This window comes from Echinicola jeungdonensis (assembly GCF_030409905.1).
GTDB classification, from domain to species: Bacteria; Bacteroidota; Bacteroidia; order Cytophagales; family Cyclobacteriaceae; genus Echinicola; species Echinicola jeungdonensis.
Genome location: NZ_JAUFQT010000001.1, coordinates 1,037,218 through 1,053,667, shown reverse-complemented (window position 1 = coordinate 1,053,667; position 16,450 = coordinate 1,037,218). Strand labels below are relative to the sequence as shown.

The following is a 16,450-nucleotide window of genomic DNA, read 5'->3' as shown; positions in this document are numbered from 1 at the left end:
AGGAGAAAATAAGAAAATGACTAAATCTACAAAAGACAGATTTCGGCCGGTAAAGAGTATTTTGGTTTCTCAACCTAAACCATCAAGTGACAAATCTCCCTATTTTCAATTGGCTGAAAAGTACAATTTAAAAATTGATTTTAGGCCATTTATTAAGGTGGAGCCTGTTTCAATAAAAGAGTTTAGAAAGCAAAAAATTGATATTTTAAAGCATACAGCTGTTATTTTTACCAGTAGAAATGCTATTGACCACTTTTTTAAAATTTGCCAGGAGCTAAAAATTGAGATGCCGGCTGATATGAAATATTTCTGTATTTCAGAACAAGCGGCACATTACCTTCAAAAGTACATTGTTATCCGAAAAAGAAAACTCTTTGTTGGGGAGAGGACCGCAGCGGATATGTTTGATTATTTTAAAAAGCATAAGGGTGAGAAATATCTTTTCCCATGCTCAGATATTAGGAAGGATGATATTCCTAATTTCTTGGCGGAAAATAATATAGACTTTACCGAGGCTGTTATTTATCATACGGTGGCTGCTGACCTTTCGGATTTGAAGGACATTACTTATGATATTTTGGCTTTTTATAGCCCATCCGGTATCAAATCATTGAAGCACAATTTTCCTGATTTTAAACAAAATAAAACCAGGATAGCGGCATTTGGGCCTACTACCTCCAAAAGTGTCCGGGATGAGGGCTTGATTTTGGATATCGAAGCACCTATGCCGAATGCTCCCAGTATGACAGGAGCGTTAGAACTTTACATAAAAAAAGTAAATAACGTTTAAAAAAACGACTAAAAATAGGGTGAATTCCAATAAAAATGTGTAGAATAGATTAGAAAAGTAAAGTTACTTTTAGGACACATGAGAAACAAAGTTCACCTTTATTTTTATTTCCTTTTTTTCACCATTATTGGTTATTCAGGAAAACAACAGGTAGCTGCTCAGCAGGATGCCCAGTTGACCCAGTATATGTATAATGGTCTGTTTTTTAATCCATCTTTTTCAGGGAAAGAGTCAGGTTATAGATTTACGGCATTGCACCGAAGTCAGTGGCAGGGATATAGCACCTCCACTGGCCAAGGTGGAGCCCCGACCACCCAGGTTTTGACGACCTCAGGCAGAATTCCTGGGACGGATTTTGGCTTAGGGCTTACCTTTGCCAATGATGATATAGGCCCAAGCTCCAATCAAGAAGCCAATCTTTCTTTTGCTTATCACCGATTGGTCGGAAGAGGGACCTTAAGTATTGGGGTTTCGGGTGGTTTTTTTAGCAGTACCATAAAGTTTGATGAGATTGATGTTGTCAACCCAGACCCCATAATTCCAACTACAGGGAATGAAAGCAGGATGAATATTAATTTTGGTGCGGGGATTATGTATGAAAATACAAAATATTATGTGGGGCTAAGCAGCAAACATCTCAATGAACCTGTTTTTGATTTTGGAGATGGTTCTGTGGATAATCAATTAAACAATCATAGTTATTTAATTGCAGGTTATAAGATAAAAACTTTTGCCCAGTTGGTTTTTAATCCAAGTTTGTTGGTGAAAAGTGTTTCTTTAAATAATTTTTCTTATGATTTTAGCGTTATAGCGACACACAATAATAAGATAAGTGGAGGGCTAGCCTATCGTGGAGAAGAGTCTGTATCCCTTTTGTTAGGGTATCACCTCCTAAGGGACAACTCACTCAGGTTAGGTTACGCATTTGACTTGGTAATAGGTGGCAATGAGGCAAAAGCCCCAAGCTCGCATGAATTTATGTTAACTTATAATCTTCCAACCATTTCAAGGAAAATCCAAAGAGTCATCCAAAGAACGCCAAGATTTCGGTTTTGAAATTGGATTAAATTTGGGTATTAGCTTGCAATCTTTTGAGAATTTCTGTTAAATTTCGATTTGGTAATAGATTATAAAAAGAGGGATTGATAATTGTTAATTAAAGTGTCATATATGTACAAAAAAATGAATTCACGATTTTTGGCAGGGATCGTGATGGTTCTTGCAGGGACACTACTTCAAGGCTGTGGTCTATTCGGTAGTCAAGGTTCTGCTAGTGAAAAGGCTAACAGGAGAGGAGAGGTTACTGGTGTGCCAAATCGATCAGGATGGCAACAGGTACTCCCTCATGAAATGGTTGCGGTAAAGGCCGGGACTTTTTGGATGGGGCAATCTGATGAGGACATTGCCATCAGTAAGTCTTCTATGAACAAGCAGGTAACCATTTCTGAGTTTTATATGGACAAGTACGAAGTGTCCAATAATAAGTACCGCCAATTTTTGGAAGCGGTTAAGATGGGAGAGTTAGCACTGTCCACTCCTACCACCTTGGAAGATCCACCGGAGTTTAATATTGAAGAACTTTTGCCTGACACAACGGTATGGTCCCAAAGTTTTACCCACCACTATGGGGATCCATTAATGGAGTATTATTTTGACCATCCTGCCTTCGATGATTACCCTGTTGTAGGGATTAGCTGGGAGCAAGCTAAGAAGTTCTGTGAATGGAAAACCTATCATTTGAATGCCAATGATGATTCGGAATTTGATATGCCTAGGTTTAGATTGCCTTCTGAGGCAGAGTGGGAATATGCAGCCAAAGGGGGGAAAGAAATTGCCAAATACCCTTGGGGAGGCCCATACTTGAAAAATAGAAGAGGATGTCTAATGGCTAACTTCAAACCAGGTAGGGGAAATTATATCGATGATGGATTTGCCTATACCGCCCCTGTGGATGTTTATGCCCCTAATGGATTTGGAATCTACAATATGGCCGGAAATGTTTCCGAATGGGTAGAGGATGCATATAATCCCGCTGGAAGTGCATTGAGCTGGGATCTTGACCCAGTTTATAAGGATGAAAATGAGTCCAGAAAAGTAGTAAGAGGAGGTTCCTGGAAAGATATATCCCATTATCTTGAAACCAGTACCAGGACTTATGAATATCAAGATGTGAAGACAGCACATATTGGATTTAGGACGGTAATGACATTTATTGGTCGATCTGGATCTATGGATGTGCGTGCTTCCCGAAGAAACAGGAGATAAAACAAAAAACAAGAAGATATTAACTTAAATTAACACTTTTACCACCTATGTCAACGAAAAAAAGTAATTCATTTAAAAATAAATTTTATGGCAATGTGATGCCTAAAATTTATGGTATCGGTGCCTCAGTTGTAATTTTAGGAGCCATGTTTAAAATATTGGACTGGACAGGTGCATCTTTAATGATTGGTGTTGGACTTTCCACTGAGGCCATAATATTTTTCTTATCTGCTTTTGAACCCAAACCCAAAGAATTGGATTGGAGTAAGGTTTACCCAGAATTGGTAGATGAATCTGCTCCTAAAAGAAAGGCTGCTGTTTCTTCCAATGGGGATCAAGTATCCCAAAAACTGGATAATATGTTGAGCAGTGCAAAAGTGGGGCCAGAATTGATTGATAGCTTAGGAAAAGGCTTACAAAACCTGGCCAATTCAACAGAAAAGATGGGGAGCCTGGCTGATGCTGCCATTGCTACCAATGAATATGCTGAAAATGTGAAGAGTGCTTCTAAGACCTTGGTAGACATCAATCAATCTTACAGCAAAACAGCTGTAGCTTTATCCGAAATGTCATCAGCGTCTCAGGATGCCAAGGAGTACCGGGATCAAATTGTATCTGTTACAAAAAATTTATCCGCATTGAATGCAGTTTATGAAATGGAACTGCAGGACGCCAATAGTCATGTTAAGGTATTAAACAAATTCTATTCTAATGTTTCCGCTGCGATGGAGGGATTGAATGAGGCAGGCAAGGAAACCGAGGCATTTAAAACTGAACTTGCCAAATTGAATAAGAATGTGAGTTCCCTTAACAATGTCTATGGGGGAATGCTTACAGCTATGAAGGGCTAATTGACATTCCAGAATAAAAATTTTTGTTGGATACTTTAATAATTAAATATGGCCAGTGTTAAAGAGACTCCAAGACAGCGGATGATCGGGATGATGTATCTCGTTCTTACCGCACTTTTGGCGTTGCAAGTCAGTAACCAGATATTGCAGAAATTTATTTTGCTGAATAATGGGCTGGAAAGGACTTCGAAAAATTACATAGAAAAGAATGAATTTACGGTAAGTTCCATTGCAAGTACCGTTGAACAACAGGGAAATAATGAAAGGGATGTTCCCAAAGTGGAAGCCGCAAGGCAAATCAGGGAAAAAACCTCTGAAATTTTTGAATACCTGGAAGATCAAAAGCAAAAGCTCATCAATGAGTCCAATGCAATAAATCAGGAAGGCCAGTTTAAAAACAGTGCCCTGAAGAATACAGATATTCCAGGGAATATATTTAACAATAACCAGGTTGGGTATGAAATGCAGGATAAGCTAAATGCTTATCCTCAGGAAATAACTAGCATTTTAGCTTCTATTGGGGTTGAGCGAGAATTTGAGCGGATTGCCAAAGATGCGGAGGATATTGATATGTTCAAGGATGACCCTGACGTTAATTATAAAGATTTTGTCAATCTGAACTTTGTGAAATCCCCTGTTGGAGCTGTATTGGCCTTGATCAGTCAATTTGAAAATGAAGTTTTGAATATTGAGAGTGAGGCACTTTCGGCAATAACCAGCTCCATTGGTACGTTTTACTTTAAGTCGGATGTGTTTAAAGCCAGTGTCTCCGCAAACTCCAATGTAGTTGCTGCGGGTACCAAGTTTGAAGGAAATCTGTTCATTGCTTCTTCCTCTTCTTCGGTAAAACCTAAAATGAGTATAAATGGAGAAGAAATTCCTGTAGAGGATGGTTTTGGACAAATTAATTTTACTGTTCCACCTGCTTCTAATTATGATGACAGAGGTTTGGCCAAAAGAACTTTGACAGGTGAAATCCTGATTAATGTAGCAGGAGAGGATAGTTTGTTGACCGTAGATTATGATTACTTTGTAGCCAAACCCACTATTGAAGTTACTGCAGAGGCTGTTCAGCAACTATATGCGGAATGTGCCAACGAACTAAATATTAAAGTTCCTGCATTAGGAACCAACTATGCGCCTGAGTTTACCGTATCCAACGGTCAGGCTATTAAGGGAAATCAGCCCGGACAGGTTACGATTATTCCAAACAGCTCAGGAAAAGTTAATATTGGAGTAAGCAGTGGCGGAGCAAAAATAGGAACCGTAACTTATGATATCAGACCTGTTCCTGCCCCAACCATTAGACCATATGATGGAAGAGGGGAAATTGATTTGAGCAATCCATATCCCTCCCCAGGACCGTCCCAATTGTATGTAAGGGCAATTCCAGAGCCAACATTTGGAAGGATAATGCCAAGGGATGCCAGGTTTGAGGTGACAGGTGGGGAAGTGATCCTTCTGAGAAATGAAGTTCCCAGGGATAAGGTCAATATAACAGGCGAAAATGTACCTATCAGAAGCCTGTTGGCCGCTGCAAGAAGTGGAGATGATTTGGTAATTAGGGTTACGGAAGTAACCAGGACTAATTTTAGAGGAAACAAAATCAGAAGTAATCAAAACGAAATTATAAGGATTCCTATTAAGTAATAGGACTTTGAAATTACTTTCTTGGAATGGGGTGATTTAAAATTATTGGGATATGAGACTTTATAATAATTTGATAAAAACAGGTATGTTGCTCATCATTATGGCGGCAAGCTTAAATGTTCTGGCACAAGGGGGAGCAACCAGTGTAAACCCATCTGGTAATGGGGATAGCCAATTTGAAGTAGATACTGTTTTTTCTGCCCACCCTATCCGGGAAGATGATAAGATGTATCAAATAGGGGTTTGGAGAAGAATTGACCTTAGGGAAAAATATAACCATCCCCTTTACGGATCTGGAGATGTAAAAGAAGACGGCATTGTTAATCATATTTATAAAGCAGTAGTAGAGGAAAATGCCATTGAGGTTTTTGCAGATGAGGAGTTTACCGAACCTTTGTCCATTGCTGATTTCCAAAATAATTTTTGGATAGCTGCCAATGGGGACAGCATCTTTAAAAAGAATTTATACTACATTGATTTTAGGGAAGATTTTATCTTTGATAAACACCATTCTCAAGTGAAGTTTGATATTAAGTATTTGGAACTTGTAATGCCTTCCGAAACTAACTCCAATGCCGGGCAAAAATCCATTGCATTTATCCGATACAAAGATTTCTATGAGTATTTTAAAGATCACCCTGAGGCAAAATGGTTAAATTATAAAAATACTTCCAAACACCTTACTTATAGCCAAGCATTTGACCTTAGGCTGTTTAAATCAGTGGTTCGGAAATATTCCAATGCTAATGATGCTTTAATAGCTGATATGGTGGACCTGGATCATCCCAATCCGGAATTGCAAGCCTTTTTGGATGGCTTGGAGTTTGAATATGAATTATTGGAATGGGAAAATGGTCTCTGGGAGTGGTAATCTTATTTAAAAAATACTTAAGCAGGTAAGGGAAATTTACCTGCTTTTTTCATTTAAATACCTTTGGATCTTTTGAGCTTTATCTTTTCCTATCAGTTGAATTAACTCTTCTTCTTTTGCTTCATTCAGCTTTTTGAATGATTTGAAATGTTTTAATACTTTTTCAGAGGTAGAGGCTCCAATGCCTTCAATTTGCTCTAAGGAGGATTGAATGAAATTTTTACTTCTTACATCTCTATGAAAAGTAATGGCAAAACGATGGGCCTCATCCCTGACCCTTTGGAGCAGGCGTAATGATTCTGATTTTTTATCAATATGGAGGGGTAGGGAATCCTCAGGAAAGTATATCTCTTCCAGTTTTTTGGCAATTCCAATCACAGGTACTTGCCCATATATCCCAAGCCCTTTTAAGGCATCCATGGCTGCTGATAATTGGCCTTTTCCACCATCAATTACAATTAATTTAGGTAAGGGTTTATTCTCACTCAATAACCTTTTATACCTTCTTCCTACTACCTCGGTCATACTTGCAAAATCATTGGGCCCTTCGACAGTTTTGATATGAAAATGCCGATATTCCTTTTTAGCGGGTTTCCCCTGATGAAAACAAACCATACTTGCCACTGGATAATTTCCCTGAATATTTGAATTGTCAAAACATTCAATATGGTCTGGAATTTCCTTTAAGGAGAGGTCTTTTTGGAGTTGGAGTAAAATACGGTTTTTCTTGTCTTGCACCCTTCCACTTGCCAGTGCTTTTTCCTTTTTGTAATACAGTGCATTCTTTAGGGAAAGCTCCACTAGTTTTCTTTTATCCCCAATTTTAGGAACAGTAAGTTGAAACCCCTCAATGGGGTCTTCTGGTGAAATATTGGTTAAGATTTCTTCAGCATCACTTTGAAATTGATCCCTTAGCCGGACAATGGCTGTAAGCAATAATTCAATTTCAGGTTCATCCAATTTCTTCCGAAGTTCCACGGTTTTGGTCAGGATGATTGCCCCGTTTTTGATTCGTAGATAATTTACAAAGGCAAATTTTTCATCTGTCACTACAGTGAAAACATCCAGGCTTGAAATATTGGGGCTAGTGACCAGGGATTTTGCCTGATATTTTTCCAGAAGTTCTAACTTTTCTTTGTAACGTTGGGCAAGTTCAAATTTTAAATTTTCTGCAGCTTCCTGCATCATTGTTTTGAAATATCCCTTGGCTATTCCCAGGTTACCTTTTAAGATGTTGTTAGCTTGGTCAATGTCTTTTAGGTAGCTTTCCTCTCCTTGCAGACCCTCACAAGGCCCTAAGCAATTGCCCAAATGATATTCCAGACATACCTTATATTTTTGGCTGGCTATTTTATAGGGATGTAAATCCAATTTACAGGTCCTAATTGTAAACAAACTCCTGATCAGTTCTAGGATATTGTTCATTGCTTTTACACTAGCAAAAGGCCCAAAATAAGTTCCCTTTGAAGGTATCACTTTCCTTGTAGGATAAATCCTTGGGAAGTGTTCTTTGGTTAGAAGTAAATACGGGTAGGTTTTATCATCTTTCAGAAGAATGTTGTATTTGGGTTGGGATTTTTTGATCAGGTTGTTTTCCAGCAAGAGGGCATCAAATTCTGAATTGACAATAGCGATCTCAATTTTTTTGATTTCCCTGACCATCCTTCTGGTTTTCAGGTTAAGCCCAGCACTTTTAATAAAATAACTGGACACCCTTTTTTTAAGGTTTTTTGCTTTCCCAACATAAATGAGGGTTCCTTCTTTATCGTAATACTTATAAACCCCTGGGTATTCTGGGAGTAAACTATATTCTTTTGGGCTATAGGATGGACTTAGCATGATAAAACAAAGATAAAAAAACAGCTCTTTTCCAGAGCTGTTTTTATTCTAATGGGATTTATTATTTAGAAGTCATTTGTCCTTCTGTCATAATCAAAGTCTGAATACTCATCCGTATTTAACTCATATTCACTACAGTCGAGTTCCACACTTAGGGGTTTTTCAGGTTTGGGGAATGGGCCTTTTTCTATACCTAAGCTGGGGTCATTATAAACCTTGGTCATATATTTTACCCAAATTGGTCTTGCGGTTCTTGCTCCTTGGCCATTTATCCAACTTCTGAAGTGAATTGCCCTGTCATCTCCACCAACCCAAGCGCCACTTACCAGGTCTTTACTAACTCCAATGTACCAACCATCGGAAGCATTTTGGGTGGTTCCTGTTTTACCTCCCAGCTCATTCCCCTCATTTCTGAGGTGCATGGGCACGCCTTGACTAGTTCCTCCTCTTTCTTCAAAACCTCCCATTAACATATGTAACATAAGGTATGCATGTTCTTCTGTCATTGCAGGTTTTTTTCTGGTTGGGAACTGGTGAAGAATATTTCCATTTTTATCTTCTATCCTGTCAATATAGAATGGTGTAATATGCTCCCCTTCGTTGACAAATGTGCTAAATGCTCCCACCATTTCCAATATGGATACATCGCTGGTCCCTAAAGCCAAGGCAGGCACTGGATCCAATTTACTATTTACTCCTAGCCTATGGGCAGTTTCTACTACCACCTCCGGGCTAAGCTTTTTCATCATATAGGCCGTGATGGAATTGACGGACTGGGACATGGCCTGTCTTATGGTCATTTTTTCATAGGTAAATTCCCCATCAGCATTACTTGGACTCCAAGTAGGTTGCCCTGGGATGTTTACTTCCACAGGTTGATCGACAACCGTGTAGCAGGGACCATAACCATTTTCTATGGCTGCTGCATAAACAAATGGTTTAAAGGTAGATCCAGGTTGGCGTTTTCCATCTTTTACGTGGTCAAACTTAAAGTACTTATGATTAAATCCGCCCACCCAGGCTTTTATATGTCCAGTCTTTGGGTCCATGGAGACAAATCCTGTTTGAAGGAATTTTTTATAATAAGCCAGGGAATCCATTGTACTCATCAGGGTGTCAATTTCTCCCTTTTCCCAGGAGAAAACCGTCATTTTCTTTTTTTCATTGAGCTTGATCTCAAGGGAATCGGAATCAGCTCCATATTTATCTACATAGATGCGGTAGGCCCTGGTTCTTTTAACGGCATTGTCCAGAAAATTGGGAATGACTCTACCCTCACTATCAATCCAAGGATCTCTTTCCCCGAGTTCTTGCATGAACTTTTTCTGAAGTTCCTGCATATGTTCATCTACAGCTTCTTCAGCATATTTCTGTAGACGGCTGTCAATGGTGGTGTAAATCCTTAGGCCATCACCATATAAGTCATAAGGTTGCCCATTAGGCTTTATATTTTCCCTTGTCCATTTTTGCAAGTCTGCTTTAACAATTTCCCGGAAATAGGTGGCCAAGCCTCTGTTATGACTTTCCACATTATAATCCAAATCAATGGGTAATTTCGAAATAGAATCATATTGGGAAGGGGAAATGAATTCATATTTCCTCATCTGGCCAAGCACTGTGTTCCTTCTTCCTAGCGAATTTTCCGGGTTATAAACAGGACTATAATAAGTGGGGGCCTTAAATAATCCCACTAAAGTAGCAGATTCCTGGACGTTCAGGTCCATAGGATCCTTATTGAAAAATGTTTTGGCTGCTGTTTTTATCCCAAAAGCATTGCTCCCAAACTCTGAGGTGTTCAGATACATGGTGAGAATTTCATTTTTGGTATAAGCTTTTTCCAGCTGTGTAGCTACGATCCATTCTTTGGTTTTAATGATCAGCATCCTAAGACCAGGGATTCTACTAAGAGGCCCCTGGGATTCTTGACCTCTGGTTTTAAAGAGGTTTTTTGCAGTTTGCTGGCTTAAGGTACTTCCTCCTCCCGAACTACTTTGTCCCAATAAAATGGTCTTAAAAAAGACCCTGGCCAGTCCCTTGGGGTCAATCCCGGAATGTTCCTCAAATCTGATATCCTCCGTTGCTATAAGCGCATTGATCAAGTTTGGGGAAAGTTCACTGTATTTTACAGGGGTCCTGTTTTCCCGGTAGTATTTTCCCAATAACACCTCATCAGAGGAATATAATTCCGATGCGAGCTCGCTTTCAGGATTTTCCAGGGTTTTGAAATCCGGAAGGTCTCCATATAGCCCAAGGAAATTGGCATTTACCGACCAAACAAAGACGATAAAACCGATCAGCCCGGCAAAGAATACAAACCATAAGTATTTAATAATTTTGCCTGGTACACTGCTTTTTGCCTTACTTTTTTTATTACTCATATTATTTTAGATATGATGCTTTGAAGAAAGCATCGTATTCAGGTATGTCTTTTCTTTTATTTAATTGTTGGAAATTTTCAATTGAAATCACAAAACTACTCTTTTTTATTTCCTCCGATAAAGCATCGGTTTTAAACTTCTCAATAAAGGTTTCCCTGTATTCCATGGCTTTATTGGCATTGGGAAATGGGCTTATGATAATAATGGAATAATCCCTGCTAAAGGATAAGTTCCCCGTTCTAAGTCTTGATTTGGAGAAATGGGCAGAATGAAAGCTTTCCAAATCTCCGGTTAGGTTTTTTTTCATATCAGGCCCCCTAGATTCCAGTGCTAATACAAATAAATGCGTTTGACCTTTTTTTAGTTCATAAGGAGCTGTTTCCGCTTCCGACTTTTGCAACTCTGGATTTTCTTCATTTTTTTGGGCCAACTGGACAGTATCCTTTACCAATAAACTGTCCGCCTTAATATTTTCTTTAGGTAGCCGTTCACCTGAAATTGCTACTAGCATATTTCTTGCCATTTTTGTGAGTTCAGGGGCATGGTCGGCCTGAATATATTGTTCCAATTTTTTTTGATACCTTTCTTTACTGTCCAATTTCCCAATAATCATCACTTCCAGGAGCAATAATTTGTCAGTAACAGAAGTAAGTGGATATTTTTTTAAGGTACTTTGTATGATTTCCCTGGCTTTTTCAAAGTTCTTTTCCTTGTAATTCTGATAGGCTTTTTTGTAAAAACCTGCCGCTAAAAGGTTGGCCTCATTACTTGTGCTTTCTTTTTCGGGGTTATTGACTGAATTTGTATAGGGTGAGTCAGGAAATTCCTGGTTTAACAAGCGAACATACTTCTTTGGGTTTTCATTTACTTCCTGGTTAATTAGAAACAAAGTATAATAGGCTTCAGGTTTCCTTTCGGTGTTTGGATATAGGTGGATCAGTTGCTGAAGGTTCTCCCTGGCCAAGAGTGGTTTCTTAAGCTCAAAAAACAACAATTTCCCCAATTCAAAATAGGCTATTTCCAATTCCTGGTTCAATTTTTTGATAGCCTCAGGGCTATTTGGGATGTTGGCCATTAAATCCTCTTTGGAAGGTAAACTGGGGGCTGTGAGTTCAGATTCACTCTCTTCCCCAGGGCTGGGTGATGAATCGTTGATTTCACTGGATCTTCCTCTCCCTGGAAAATTACTTGCTTCCCTTCTCCAATTATCTTCTAGCCGTCTGTTTCCCCAATTTTGGGTAAACTCTACAGCACCTTGTTGAATGGCCGTTGGGTTATTAAAATAAAAAGAATCGCCGCCTCCCTTGTCTCCAAAGGCTAACAGATTGTCAAAAATATTACCTGACTTGGTTCTTGATTTCTTTTCTTTTTCTTCTAACAATCGGGCTTCCTCCCTGGATAGGTAATCTTCTGCTATCTTTTCCTGCTCTTCCGGGCTTAATTGACTTAAATTTAACAGAGAATCATTATTTTGAATAGTTTCATAATGTTCCACATATTGATCAAGGGTCTCCTTTTTTTCTGATAAAATATTATAGTTTTTATCTGTTGGTTTGAAATATTGGATGGCACTGTCCAAATAATATTTAGAAGCCCTGTAATCATTTTCCTGGTCAAAATATATATCTGCCAGTTTTTTGTATATATACCCTTTTTGCTTAGTGTTACTTCCTTTTTCTTGGGCGGCTTTATGGAGTAATTTGATTCCATCTTTTTTATTACCCTGTTTTAATTCAAAGAGGGCTTTTTCATAAAGCACAACATCTCTCAGGTCCCTGTTTTTCGGATTTTTGTATAGGTCATCATAATAGGAACGGACTTTCTTGAAATCTTTGCTCTTTTCCAATTCAGCAACTTGCTGGGCAAAAAGCTGGGAGAAAAATGTCCGTTCATAAGGTGGATTTCCCTTAAGGGATTCCTGATAATAATGATAGGCTTGGGCATCGAATCCTTCCCTTTGGTAAAGTTGAGCAAGGATAAAATATATTCTGGATTTCTCTTTTTGCGATTTGGTATGGGAAAGAGTTTTTTCCAAGGCAGTGATCAAACCATCCCTTTCTCCACGAACCTCATAATAATAAGCCAAGGTCTTGTAAAGCTCCTTTTTATTTTCTCTGTTGATTTCCGATTCTTTGGTCAAAAAGTCAATCACATAATTGGCATCATCATATTTCCGCTGGTCAATAAAAATCCGAAGCAGTTGGATCAGTGCCTGGTGCCTTACTTCATCCTCCTTGCTATTAACATTTAGGTACTTAAAGGTGTTGATGGCATCATCTGTTTTGGCTTGTAAGTAATCAATCTTTCCGATCAGAAAATAACTGTCATCCACCCATTTACTGATCCTATGCCAATCAATTGCTTTTGAGGCCATTTCCCTTGCTTCTTCCAGGAGTTCTTCATTGCTGTCGATTACAGCACTGTCAATGGGATAAAAGACAGGCAAGACCTGGGAGTAATCTTCCTGATAAGCTTTTTTGATGTTAGATTTTACCTCATCAATTTTTTTCTTAGCTAAAAAATAAGCATTAAACTTGGCAGTAATATTGTGGTAAAGGCGATTGGTAAAGGTATCCTTTTGAGAGGAGCATGCCCATGCCAATCCACATAATATCAGGAAAATAAATATGTTCTTTTTGATAAACACGTGTTTCCAGGTTATAAAATGCCAAATTAGGGTATTATAATCAAATATGTAAACGCTATCGTTTATTATTATATTTTTGTATCTTATTTAGATTAGAAAAAATAGTCAATTGAATCTTCAGGAGAAAATAAAGAGTTGGGCAGAAAAGAAATACCTCTTTGTCATTCGAAGGGAGGAAGACTTTTCGGTCATATCATCCCTAAGCATAACCAAGCTAAAAGTGGGCTTGATAATGATTCTGTTTTTTATGGTTTGTTTTGCTATTTCCCTTGTCTTATCAAAGTCTTTATTGGCCAGTTGGTTTGACCCCACATTTCAAGAATCAGAAAATACCAAGAAGATTTATGCTTTGTCTGAAACCATAGATTCATTGATGTTGGAAGTGGAAGCTAAGGATAGGTACGTAGATAATATTCAAAGGATTATTTCCGGGGAAGCCTTGGGGGATACCTCCTCAGCTGGGGTACCTGTGCCAAGGAGAATGGATTCTTTGGAGAAAAAAAATCTAAAACCAGATTTATTTGTAGCAGGAGAGGCTACTCAAAAGATTGTTGAAGAGTTTGAATCGATGGCACCGGATGAACGAAGTTTTGAGAGGATTTCTGTAAGTTCTTTTACAGACAATTATTTTTTCCCACCAATAAAAGGGGTGGTGACCGGAGGTTTTAAGCCCAGTGAAAACCATTTTGGCTTGGATATTGTATCGGAGGAAAACGAACCAGTCAAATCAGTGGCAGATGGAACGGTGATTATTTCCCATTGGACTTTGGAAACAGGCTATGTTATCGGAATCCAGCATTCCAATGAATTGATTTCAGTTTACAAACATAATTCTGTATTATTGAAATCCGAGGGAGAACCAGTAAGTGGTGGAGAAGTAATTTCCGTAATAGGCAATACCGGAGAGCAAACCACTGGGCAACATTTACACTTTGAATTATGGTATAAAGGAAACCCATTAAACCCGCAAGAATTTATAACATTTGATTAACCATGTTTAATAAAACCGAAGAAAAAAAAGCAGCAGTGGAGATGGTAAACTCCAGTAATGTCATTGCAAAAGAAACCACCATCAAAGGAGATATCATAACCTATGGCAATATCCGGATTGAAGGCACGGTAGAAGGAACTTTAAGTTCCAAAACAAAAATTGTAATAGGAGACTCTGCTTTTTTGAAAGGAAATATTGATTCCAAGGAGGCTGAGATTGCTGGAAAAATTGTTGGAGAAGTACGTTGCACTGAAATTCTATTTTTGAAAAAAACCGCCGTAATTGAAGGTAACATTTATTCCAAACGGTTAGTTATTGAAAATGGGGCTGTATTTAATGGAGAATGTAAAATGGCCGAAAATAAAAATCAATCTGACAACCCAGAGGATACAAAAAAACCAGAAAAAGGTAAAGGTCAAAACAATGAAAAGGAAAAATCAGGAGCCTCCCAAGGAAAAGAAATCCTCACAGGATAATTATCCCGAATATTTAAAATATATCGGGCTTGCATTTCAAATGTTTGCCGTGATTGGATTGGGAACCTGGTTGGGGTGGAAAATTCAAGAAAAAAGCCAAATCAAGTTTCCTGTTTGGATCCTGCTTTTTTGTTTTTTGTCTATTATACTTGCTTTTTATCAGATTTTCAAATCTTTGAATAATCATTGAATCGTGGAAAGACGAAATAAAACCCTTAATTTTGTGCCCAAATAAGGGTAATAAATGAAAATATTTCAATCTCAGACAGGTCAACTTGTGGTCTATTCGGTTTTTGTAATCGGATTGGCCCTTTTTATTCAGCAAATTATACAGCCACAGTGGGTCCATGACAAAATCTGGCAAATCATTGGATTCTATTTTGGCTTGGTTTTACTGAGCGGATTAATCACCCAAAAATTAATAAAATCAAACAAAGAAAATTCTGTCAATGCCATATTGGGAGCAACAGTTTTCCGGTTCTTTGCAAGTTTGCTGTTTATAACAGTTTTTATTTGGCGCGGGGTGGATGACATTGTTTTGTTTGTGGTTAATTTTTTTGTCATCTATTTATTGTATTTGTTGTTTGATATATACGGGTTAATAGCTAACTTGCGCGCTCATTCTAAGTAGGTCTATAACAAAATAGTTGATGTTTCGTAAGTTTCTGTGCATAAGCGCCTTGTTGTCAGTGTTCATACTGGCTTTTTCTACTGCGACTTTTGCCTCCTCCGAAGAAGGTGAAGAAAGTAAGACAAGTTTCATCATGCACCACGTAAAGGATTCGCATGAATGGCATTTTGCTACTTTTGGTCATACCCATGTGACACTCCCTCTACCTGTTATCATTTATTCTTCAGATAGGGGGGTGGAAATTTATTCTTCCTCGAACTTTGTTGACCCCGAAACACACAAATTTGGGAAAGAACATAAAGGTTACTACATAGATAGTCATGATCACCTACATGCTGTAGATGACTCAAGGAGTATAGTTGATCTTTCCATCACCAAAAACGTGGCTATGCTGATACTTGTTTTGGTGGTGGTGTTATTCCTATTGCTATCAGCTGCTAAAAGGTATAAAAAACATCCCAGTGCTCCTCCAAAAGGCGTTGCCTCCTTTATTGAGCCGATTGTTATTTTTATCAGGGATGAGGTAGCCAAACCCAATATTGGTCATAAGTATAAGAAATTCACCCCTTATCTTTTAACTATATTTTTCTTTATTTGGATAGGAAACTTGATGGGGCTTATCCCGGGTGCTGCCAATCTTACTGGAAATATTGCAGTGACAATGACCTTGGCAGTGTTTACTTTTTTTGCAACGAATCTTAATGGAAATAAAGAATATTGGAAACACGTGTTTGCCACTCCTGGCGTTCCGCTTCCACTCTTGGTGGTAATAGTACCCGTAGAATTCATTGGATTATTTACTAAGCCATTTGCCTTGATGGTCCGATTGTTTGTTGCCATGACGGCCGGCCACATTGTTATTTTGAGTTTTATCGGATTGATCTTTGTGTTTGAATCCTATGCAGTAGGAGTAGCCAGTACCATGATGGTAGTGTTTATCAACTTGATAGAATTATTGGTAGCCGTTATTCAGGCTTATGTATTTACCTTGTTCTCCGCAATGTATATCGGGCAAGCCGTAGCGGAGCATGATCATTAAAATTTCTTTGTTCAATTTATAA

General features: G+C 38.4%; 14 protein-coding genes. 11 read left to right on the top strand and 3 right to left on the bottom strand.

Annotation, left to right across the window (positions count from 1 at the left end):
• Positions 1–16: 16 nt before the first annotated feature.
• From QWY93_RS04500 to porN, 6 genes are all read left to right on the top strand, one after another.
• The gene (locus QWY93_RS04500; protein WP_290246980.1) at positions 17–790 is read left to right on the top strand and encodes a uroporphyrinogen-III synthase; all 774 of its coding nucleotides are present in this window, start codon (positions 17–19) and stop codon (positions 788–790) included.
• Positions 791–868: 78 nt separating this feature from the next.
• Positions 869–1,846 carry a PorP/SprF family type IX secretion system membrane protein gene (locus QWY93_RS04495; protein WP_290246979.1) on the top strand — a complete coding sequence of 326 codons (978 nt, stop codon included), beginning with the start codon at positions 869–871 and terminating at the stop codon, positions 1,844–1,846.
• A gap of 114 nt (positions 1,847–1,960) precedes the next feature.
• Positions 1,961–3,055 (top strand): T9SS ring complex lipoprotein PorK/GldK, encoded by a 1,095-nt coding sequence (porK, locus tag QWY93_RS04490; protein ID WP_290246978.1) that lies wholly within the window; start codon positions 1,961–1,963, stop codon positions 3,053–3,055.
• A gap of 47 nt (positions 3,056–3,102) precedes the next feature.
• On the top strand, positions 3,103–3,906 hold the full coding sequence (gene porL, locus QWY93_RS04485) for a type IX secretion system motor protein PorL/GldL (RefSeq protein ID WP_290246977.1): 804 nt from the start codon (positions 3,103–3,105) through the stop codon (positions 3,904–3,906).
• 48 nt (positions 3,907–3,954) lie between these two features.
• Positions 3,955–5,556 (top strand): type IX secretion system motor protein PorM/GldM, encoded by a 1,602-nt coding sequence (gene porM / locus QWY93_RS04480; protein WP_290246976.1) that lies wholly within the window; start codon positions 3,955–3,957, stop codon positions 5,554–5,556.
• Between the two features lie 85 nt (positions 5,557–5,641).
• Positions 5,642–6,427, top strand: coding sequence for a type IX secretion system ring subunit PorN/GldN (gene porN / locus QWY93_RS04475; RefSeq protein WP_290248824.1), 786 nt, complete (start codon positions 5,642–5,644; stop codon positions 6,425–6,427).
• Between the two features lie 36 nt (positions 6,428–6,463).
• On the opposite strand, the gene uvrC is transcribed toward porN, so the two are convergent.
• The 3 genes from uvrC to porW all read right to left on the bottom strand — a co-directional run bounded on the left by uvrC (position 6,464) and on the right by porW (position 13,291).
• Positions 6,464–8,266: an excinuclease ABC subunit UvrC gene (gene uvrC, locus QWY93_RS04470; protein ID WP_290246975.1), complete on the bottom strand. Its 1,803-nt coding sequence runs from the start codon at positions 8,264–8,266 to the stop codon at positions 6,464–6,466.
• A 65-nt stretch (positions 8,267–8,331) separates the two neighbouring features.
• Positions 8,332–10,644 carry a penicillin-binding protein 1A gene (locus QWY93_RS04465; RefSeq protein ID WP_290246974.1) on the bottom strand — a complete coding sequence of 771 codons (2,313 nt, stop codon included), beginning with the start codon at positions 10,642–10,644 and terminating at the stop codon, positions 8,332–8,334.
• Between the two features lies 1 nt (position 10,645).
• A complete protein-coding gene (gene porW, locus QWY93_RS04460) occupies positions 10,646–13,291 on the bottom strand; it encodes a type IX secretion system periplasmic lipoprotein PorW/SprE (RefSeq protein ID WP_290246973.1) in 2,646 nt (881 codons plus the stop codon).
• A 109-nt stretch (positions 13,292–13,400) separates the two neighbouring features.
• Here porW and QWY93_RS04455 point away from each other — a divergent pair, with 109 nt between their 5' ends.
• Genes QWY93_RS04455 through atpB form a run of 5 tightly spaced genes read left to right on the top strand, consistent with a single transcriptional unit; the run spans position 13,401 to position 16,428 of the window.
• On the top strand, positions 13,401–14,282 hold the full coding sequence (locus QWY93_RS04455) for a M23 family metallopeptidase (protein WP_290246972.1): 882 nt from the start codon (positions 13,401–13,403) through the stop codon (positions 14,280–14,282).
• 2 nt (positions 14,283–14,284) lie between these two features.
• The gene (locus tag QWY93_RS04450) at positions 14,285–14,758 is read left to right on the top strand and encodes a bactofilin family protein (protein WP_290246971.1); all 474 of its coding nucleotides are present in this window, start codon (positions 14,285–14,287) and stop codon (positions 14,756–14,758) included.
• The gene (locus QWY93_RS04445) at positions 14,706–14,948 is read left to right on the top strand and encodes an AtpZ/AtpI family protein (protein WP_290246970.1); all 243 of its coding nucleotides are present in this window, start codon (positions 14,706–14,708) and stop codon (positions 14,946–14,948) included. Before QWY93_RS04450 ends, QWY93_RS04445 begins: the two co-directional genes overlap by 53 nt.
• Before the next feature lie 54 nt (positions 14,949–15,002).
• Entirely contained in the window at positions 15,003–15,389 is a 387-nt protein-coding gene (locus QWY93_RS04440) for a hypothetical protein (protein ID WP_290246969.1), read from the top strand.
• 19 nt (positions 15,390–15,408) lie between these two features.
• Complete coding sequence (gene atpB / locus QWY93_RS04435; RefSeq protein ID WP_290246968.1) at positions 15,409–16,428, top strand: F0F1 ATP synthase subunit A; 1,020 nt, start codon at positions 15,409–15,411, stop codon at positions 16,426–16,428.
• Positions 16,429–16,450 lie beyond the last annotated feature (22 nt).

Coding starts and splice junctions, on each gene's coding strand:
- uvrC (WP_290246975.1), bottom strand. CDS start 8,266: ATGCTAAGTCCATCCTATAGCCCAAAAGAATATAGTTTACTCCCAGAA.
- QWY93_RS04465 (WP_290246974.1), bottom strand. CDS start 10,644: ATGAGTAATAAAAAAAGTAAGGCAAAAAGCAGTGTACCAGGCAAAATT.
- QWY93_RS04495 (WP_290246979.1), top strand. CDS start 869: ATGAGAAACAAAGTTCACCTTTATTTTTATTTCCTTTTTTTCACCATT.
- atpB (WP_290246968.1), top strand. CDS start 15,409: ATGTTTCGTAAGTTTCTGTGCATAAGCGCCTTGTTGTCAGTGTTCATA.
- QWY93_RS04440 (WP_290246969.1), top strand. CDS start 15,003: ATGAAAATATTTCAATCTCAGACAGGTCAACTTGTGGTCTATTCGGTT.
- porM (WP_290246976.1), top strand. CDS start 3,955: ATGGCCAGTGTTAAAGAGACTCCAAGACAGCGGATGATCGGGATGATG.
- QWY93_RS04500 (WP_290246980.1), top strand. CDS start 17: ATGACTAAATCTACAAAAGACAGATTTCGGCCGGTAAAGAGTATTTTG.
- QWY93_RS04445 (WP_290246970.1), top strand. CDS start 14,706: ATGAAAAGGAAAAATCAGGAGCCTCCCAAGGAAAAGAAATCCTCACAG.
- porK (WP_290246978.1), top strand. CDS start 1,961: ATGTACAAAAAAATGAATTCACGATTTTTGGCAGGGATCGTGATGGTT.
- porN (WP_290248824.1), top strand. CDS start 5,642: ATGTTGCTCATCATTATGGCGGCAAGCTTAAATGTTCTGGCACAAGGG.
- QWY93_RS04450 (WP_290246971.1), top strand. CDS start 14,285: ATGTTTAATAAAACCGAAGAAAAAAAAGCAGCAGTGGAGATGGTAAAC.
- porL (WP_290246977.1), top strand. CDS start 3,103: ATGTCAACGAAAAAAAGTAATTCATTTAAAAATAAATTTTATGGCAAT.